We start from the raw sequence: 5,828 nt of genomic DNA on the forward strand, positions 1-5,828 counted from the left end.
GCCGCATCCATCGGCGAGCCGCCGCCGAGCGCGAGAATGACGTCCGGCTGGAAGGCGTTGGCCAGCGCCAGTCCCTTGCGCACGACGGCGAGCGTCGGGTCGGCGGCGACTTCGTAGAAGCATTCGACCTCGATGTTCTGCTTCTTGAGCAGCGCCACCGTCCCGTCGACGTAGCCGTTCTCGAAGAGGTAGCGGTCGGTGACGATCAAGCAACGTTTCTTGCCGGCGAGGTCTTCGAGCGCGATCGGCAGGCAGCCACGGCGGAAGTAGATCGATTTCGGGAGCTTGTGCCACAGCATGTTCTCGGCCCTCTTGGCGACGACTTTCTTGTTGATCAGATGCTTCGGGCCGACGTTCTCGGAGATCGAGTTGCCGCCCCAGGAGCCGCAGCCCAGCGTTAGCGAAGGCGCGAGGCTGAAGTTGTAGAGGTCGCCGATGCCGCCGTGCGAGGAGGGCGAGTTGATCAGGATGCGTGCCGTCTTCATGCGCGCGCCGAAGTAGGAAATGCGTTCGCCTTGCGAATCCTGGTCGGTGTACAGCGCGGACGTGTGGCCGATGCCGCCCATCGCGACGAGCGCCGAGGCGATGTCGCAGGCGTCCTTGAAATCCTTGGCGCGATACATGGCCAGCGTCGGTGAAAGCTTCTCGTGCGCGAACGGCTCAGCCGTGGTCGTGTCGGAAATCTCGCCGACCAGCACCTTGGTGAACGGCGGCACCTTGACGCCGGCCATCTCGGCGATGGCGAGCGCCGACTGGCCGACGATGGCCGAGTTCAGCGCGCCGTTCTTCATCAGCACCTTGCGCACGGCCTCGGTTTCCTTCTTGTTCAGGATGAAGCCGCCGTGCTTGCCGAAGCGCTCGCGCACCGTGTCGTAGATGGCATCGACGACGATTACCGACTGCTCGGAAGCACAGATGACGCCGTTGTCGAAGGTCTTCGACATCAGGATCGAGGCGACGGCGCGCTTGATGTCGGCCGTCTCGTCGATCACCGCCGGCGTGTTGCCGGCACCGACGCCGATCGCCGGTTTGCCCGACGAGTAGGCGGCGCGCACCATGCCGGGGCCGCCGGTGGCGAGGATCAGGTTGATGTCCGGGTGGTGCATGAGTTCGGTCGACAGCTCGACCGTCGGCTCATCGATCCAGCCGATGATGTCGCGCGGCGCGCCGGCGGCGACGGCGGCGTCGAGCACCAGCTTCGCCGCATGACAGGTGGCCTTCTTCGCGCGCGGATGCGGCGAGAAGACGATGCCGTTGCGCGTCTTCAGCGCGATCAGCGCCTTGAAGATCGCGGTCGAGGTCGGGTTGGTCGTCGGCACGATGCCGCACAGGATGCCGATCGGCTCGGCGATGGTGATCGTGCCGAAGTTGTCGTCTTCCGACAGCACGCCGCACGTCGGCTCGTCCTTGTACTTGTTGTAGATGTACTCGGAGGCAAAGTGATTCTTGATCACCTTGTCTTCGAGAATCCCCATGCCGGTCTCGGCGACCGCCATGCGCGCCAGCGGAATGCGGGCGTCCGCCGCGGCCAGCGCCGCGCTGCGGAAGATGCGGTCCACCTGCTCCTGGGAGAACAGCGCGTATTCGGCCTGTGCCTTCTTGACGCGCGCCATCAGCGCATCGAGTTCGCCCTTGTTGCTTACGGTCTTTTCCAACATTTCCAGCTCCTGACATTAACAAAAAGAAATCTGTCAGCCTTTCGGCGTCGTCTCGGCATGGAGTGCATTCGTGGTCACTTGGTGGATCGGTGTCTATGCCCGATCTCCTTGCCCGAATACTTGATTAGTTGGTGTAGGGGGATTCTAGGAGTGGCTTATATTTATAAAAAGTAAAACGTTTATTCCATTACGGTTATGAAAAATTATTCAATTTCTAAAGTGATGGCGCGCAGACTTCGCTGTTTCCACAGAACCCGTACGCAAACCTGTGGATAAAAACTGGATAAGTGCCGTAGGCCGATGAACGAGCGGGGGTTGCGCCGGCGTATGCGTAAGAGGGCGTCAGCCCGGAGTTTTCCCCGAAAGAAGAATCTCGGGGTCGGGCAGGGCCTCGAACGCGTGTAGCAACGATTCGCCCCAGCGGGTATGGATCATCTGAAAGTAGGTGTCGCTGCTGTCAATGGAGCGATGGGAATCGATGCGCAGGCCGTCCGTGCGTATCGTTGCCAGGTCGAGCGGCAGGCCGACCGAGAGGTTGGAGCGCAGGGTCGAGTCCATGGAAATCAGCGCACACTTGACGGCGTGCGAGATCGACGAGATTCGCTTGAGCACGCGGTCGATGATCGGCTTGCCGTACTTCGATTCGCCGATCTGGAAGTAGGGCGTCTCGGCTGTCGCCTCGATGAAGTTTCCGGCCGCGTAGATGTTGAAGAGGCGCGGCGGTTCGCCGGCAATCTGGCCGCCAAGAATGAAGCCGGCACTGAATTCGATGCTGAAGGCTTTCAGCGCATCGGCGTCGCGCAGGAACACCTCGCGCAGGGCGTCGCCGACGTGGCGGGCGGCCTCGAAGAGATTGGGGACGTTCATCAACGACGGTCGCTCGCCGTTGGCGCGGATGGACTCCTGCAACATCGAGATGAGCGACTGTGTGATCGCCAGGTTGCCGGAACTCAAGAGCACGATGGCGCGCTCGCCGGCCTTCTCGAAGATCGTCATTTTGCGAAAGGTACTGATCTGGTCGACACCGGCGTTGGTGCGTGAATCGGCGAGAAGGACGACACCTTCGTCGAGCAGCATGCCTATGCAGTAGGTCATTGGATGTCTCGGGGGCTGGAAAGTTGAGGATGCGCGTGCCGGTTTCAGCCGGTGCTATTGCTGTTGCATGGCGTGCATGGCCTCGGGGGTGTCCGTCACCAGCACGTTCACACTCAGCTGTTCGCCACTGCCGCCGTTGCGCATGCCACGGACCGGGCCGGCGTCGAGGTAGTCGCGGCCGACGGCTAGGCGGCACAAGCGCCCGTCGGCAAAGCCCGCGTGCGTGACGTCGCAACTCAGCCACGCCTCTTCGTCGCGCAGCCAGACATCGACCCAGGCGTGACTCGCCGCGTGGTTGCCGTCCGTGTAGAGGTAGCCGCTGACGTAACGCGCCGGTACCGAGCGGGCGCGGCAGCATGCGAGGAACAGGTGGGCCTGGTCCTGGCAGACGCCTTGTCCGAGGTCGAGCGCTTCGGCGGCTGCGTGCGTCACGTCGGTGACGCCGGGCCGGTATTGGATGGCGACGTTGACGCCCACCATCAGTGCGAGCAGGGCATCGCGATCTACTCCGCGGGCGAGGTGATCGGCTGCCAGCTGTTCGATCCGCGCGTTCGGCGTGGTCAGCGGCGATGGCGCCAGATAGGCCAGCGGGGACAGGCCGCTGCCGCGTGGCAGCAGTGTCGCGGCGTCGCGCGTTTCCACTTCGCCTTCGACGAGAAGTGAAATCTCCTGATGCGACTGCGTCATGACTAGCGTATGGACCGTGTTTCCATGCGCGTCGGCTTGGGAGCGGGGGTGCCCCGGCGTTTGCAGATGCCAGCGCAGGGTTCGCTGATTCAGATCCTGGCGCGGTGTCAGTCGGAGTTGCTGGATGCTGTAGGCAACGGGATCGTCGTAGCGGTAGGTTGTCAGGTGTCGGATGTGCAGGCGCATGATCGTCTCCGCCGTCGGGTTAGTTATTGACCGGGATCAGGAAATCGTCGGCGATGCGCGAGCCCAGGCGGAAAAGCCGTTGAAGAAATTCGTCCAGCCAGGTGTTCAGTCCGCGATTGACGAGCTCGCCGATGCGGCCGAAGCGGAGCTCGGCCTCGAACTCGCCGGCAATTCGCTCGGCTTCGCGCGAGCGGCTGTTGGCGACGGCGCGGAGATTCTCCTGGACGGCTGACAGGCAATGCACCAGCGAACGCGGCATGTCCGGGTTGAGGATCAAGAGTTCCGCAACGCGCTGCGGCGTGATCAGGTCGCTGTAGACCTTGCGATAGACTTCGAAGGCCGATACCGAGTGCAACATCGCGCTCCACGGGTAGTAATCGATCGCCGGTGATTCGATCGACACGTCGCCTGGCAGTGACAGAAACTTCGAGTGCAGGATGCGCGCCGTGTTGTCGGCGCGTTCGATGAAGGTGCCGAGGCGGATGAAGCGCAAGGCGTCGTCGTTGAGCATCGTGCCTTGCGTGACGCCGCGCCAGAGGTGCGAGCGGTACTTCACCCACTCGCAGAATTCGCCGATGCCGCGTTCGTGGATGCCATCGCGGGCGTCTTCGCGTACGGCCAGCCAAGTCGCGTTGCTGGTCTCCCACATTTCCGAGGTCAGCGTGCCGCGCACGGCGTGCGCGTTTTCCCGCATGGCCCGCAGGCAGTTCATGATGCTCGACGGGTTGTCCGGGTCGAAGATCATCAACTCAAGCACCGCTTCCGCGGTGATCGACGTGTTTTTCGCCTGGTACTGGCGCTCGATGTCCATGATGCGCAACAGCCGCCCCCAGTTGGTCGTGGTTTCGTCGCCGGCCTGCGGCAGCAGCGAGGTTCGGTGCGTCGTGTCGAGCATGCGCGCGAGATTCTCGGCGCGCTCCATGTAGCGCGCCATCCAGTAAAGGTGATCGGCGGTCCGACTGAGCATGTTTATTCCTCCAGAACCCAGGTGTCTTTGGTGCCGCCGCCCTGCGACGAGTTGACGACCAGCGAACCTTCCTTCAGCGCGACCCGAGTCAAGCCGCCAGGGACGAAGCGGATTTCACGGCCGGAAAGGATGAACGGCCGCAAGTCCAAATGGCGCGGCGCGATCCCCGCGTCGACAAAGGTCGGGCAGTTGGAAAGCGCCAGCGTTGGCTGGGCGATATAGCGCTCCGGGGTGGCGATCAGGCGGGCGCGGAAGGCTTCGACTTCGGTCCGCGTTGCCGCCGGACCGACCAGCATGCCGTAGCCGCCCGCACCGTGCACTTCCTTGACCACCAGTTCCGGCAAGTGCGCGAGGACATGAGCGAGATCCTCGGGTTTTCGGCACTGCCAGGTCGGCACGTTGTTCAGCACCGGCTCTTCGCCCAGGTAGAAGCGGATCATGTCGGGAACGTAGGGGTAGATCGACTTGTCGTCGGCAACCCCCGTTCCGATCGCGTTCGACAGCGTGACCCGGCCGGCACGGTAGGCCGACAGGAGCCCCGGAACGCCGAGCTGGGAATGCGGCCGGAAGGCGAGCGGGTCGAGGAAGTCGTCGTCGACGCGGCGATAGATGACGTCCACGCGTTTCGGGCCTTGCGTTGTGCGCATGAAGACCTGGTCATCCTCGACGAACAGGTCCTTGCCCTCGACGAGTTCGACGCCCATTTGCTGCGCTAGGAAGGCGTGTTCAAAATAGGCGCTGTTGTAGGCGCCAGGGGTTAGTACGACGACCGTCGGGTCATTGACCCCGACCGGCGCGACGCTGCGCAGCGTATCGAGCAGCAGATCAGGATAGTGTTCGACCGGCGCGATCTTGTTGCTGGCGAACAGCTCGGGGAACAGCCGCATCATCATCCGCCGGTCTTCCAGCATGTAGGACACGCCGGACGGCACGCGCAGATTGTCCTCGAGCACATAGAACTCGCCTGCACCGGCGCGGACGATGTCGATTCCGGCGATGTGGGCATAAATGTCGTTGGCGACGCGCACCCCCTGCATTTCGGGCCGGTACTGCGCGTTGCACAGGATCTGCTCCTCCGGAATGATGCCGGCACGGAGGATGTCCTGCGCGTGATAGATGTCGCGGACAAAGGCGTTCAAGGCCTGGACCCGCTGACGCAGCCCGCGCGAAAGAAACTCCCACTCGCTGGCCGGGATGATGCGCGGAATGATATCGAACGGAATCAGGCGCTCGGA

General features: G+C 63.0%; 5 protein-coding genes. All 5 read right to left on the bottom strand.

Translation table 11 applies throughout. The features are described 5' to 3' along the window. Nucleotides 1-1,658, bottom strand: a 1,658-nt coding sequence (locus KBA32_RS11300) for an aldehyde dehydrogenase family protein (RefSeq protein ID WP_294358971.1), incomplete at its 3' end; no start/stop codon positions are given. 342 nt (nt 1,659-2,000) lie between these two features. Next, on the bottom strand, nt 2,001-2,753 hold the full coding sequence (locus KBA32_RS11305) for a peptidase (protein WP_294358972.1): 753 nt from the start codon (nt 2,751-2,753) through the stop codon (nt 2,001-2,003). Nucleotides 2,754-2,807: 54 nt separating this feature from the next. After that, nucleotides 2,808-3,626 (bottom strand): transglutaminase family protein, encoded by an 819-nt coding sequence (locus KBA32_RS11310; protein ID WP_294358973.1) that lies wholly within the window; start codon nt 3,624-3,626, stop codon nt 2,808-2,810. Nucleotides 3,627-3,645: 19 nt separating this feature from the next. After that, nucleotides 3,646-4,593 carry an alpha-E domain-containing protein gene (locus tag KBA32_RS11315; protein WP_294358974.1) on the bottom strand — a complete coding sequence of 316 codons (948 nt, stop codon included), beginning with the start codon at nt 4,591-4,593 and terminating at the stop codon, nt 3,646-3,648. Between the two features lie 2 nt (nt 4,594-4,595). Further along, nucleotides 4,596-5,828, bottom strand: a 1,233-nt coding sequence (locus tag KBA32_RS11320) for a circularly permuted type 2 ATP-grasp protein (protein ID WP_294358975.1), incomplete at its 5' end; no start/stop codon positions are given.

The sequence above is a fragment of the Propionivibrio sp. genome, from assembly GCF_017995515.1.
In the GTDB taxonomy this organism is placed as follows: domain Bacteria; phylum Pseudomonadota; class Gammaproteobacteria; order Burkholderiales; family Rhodocyclaceae; genus Propionivibrio.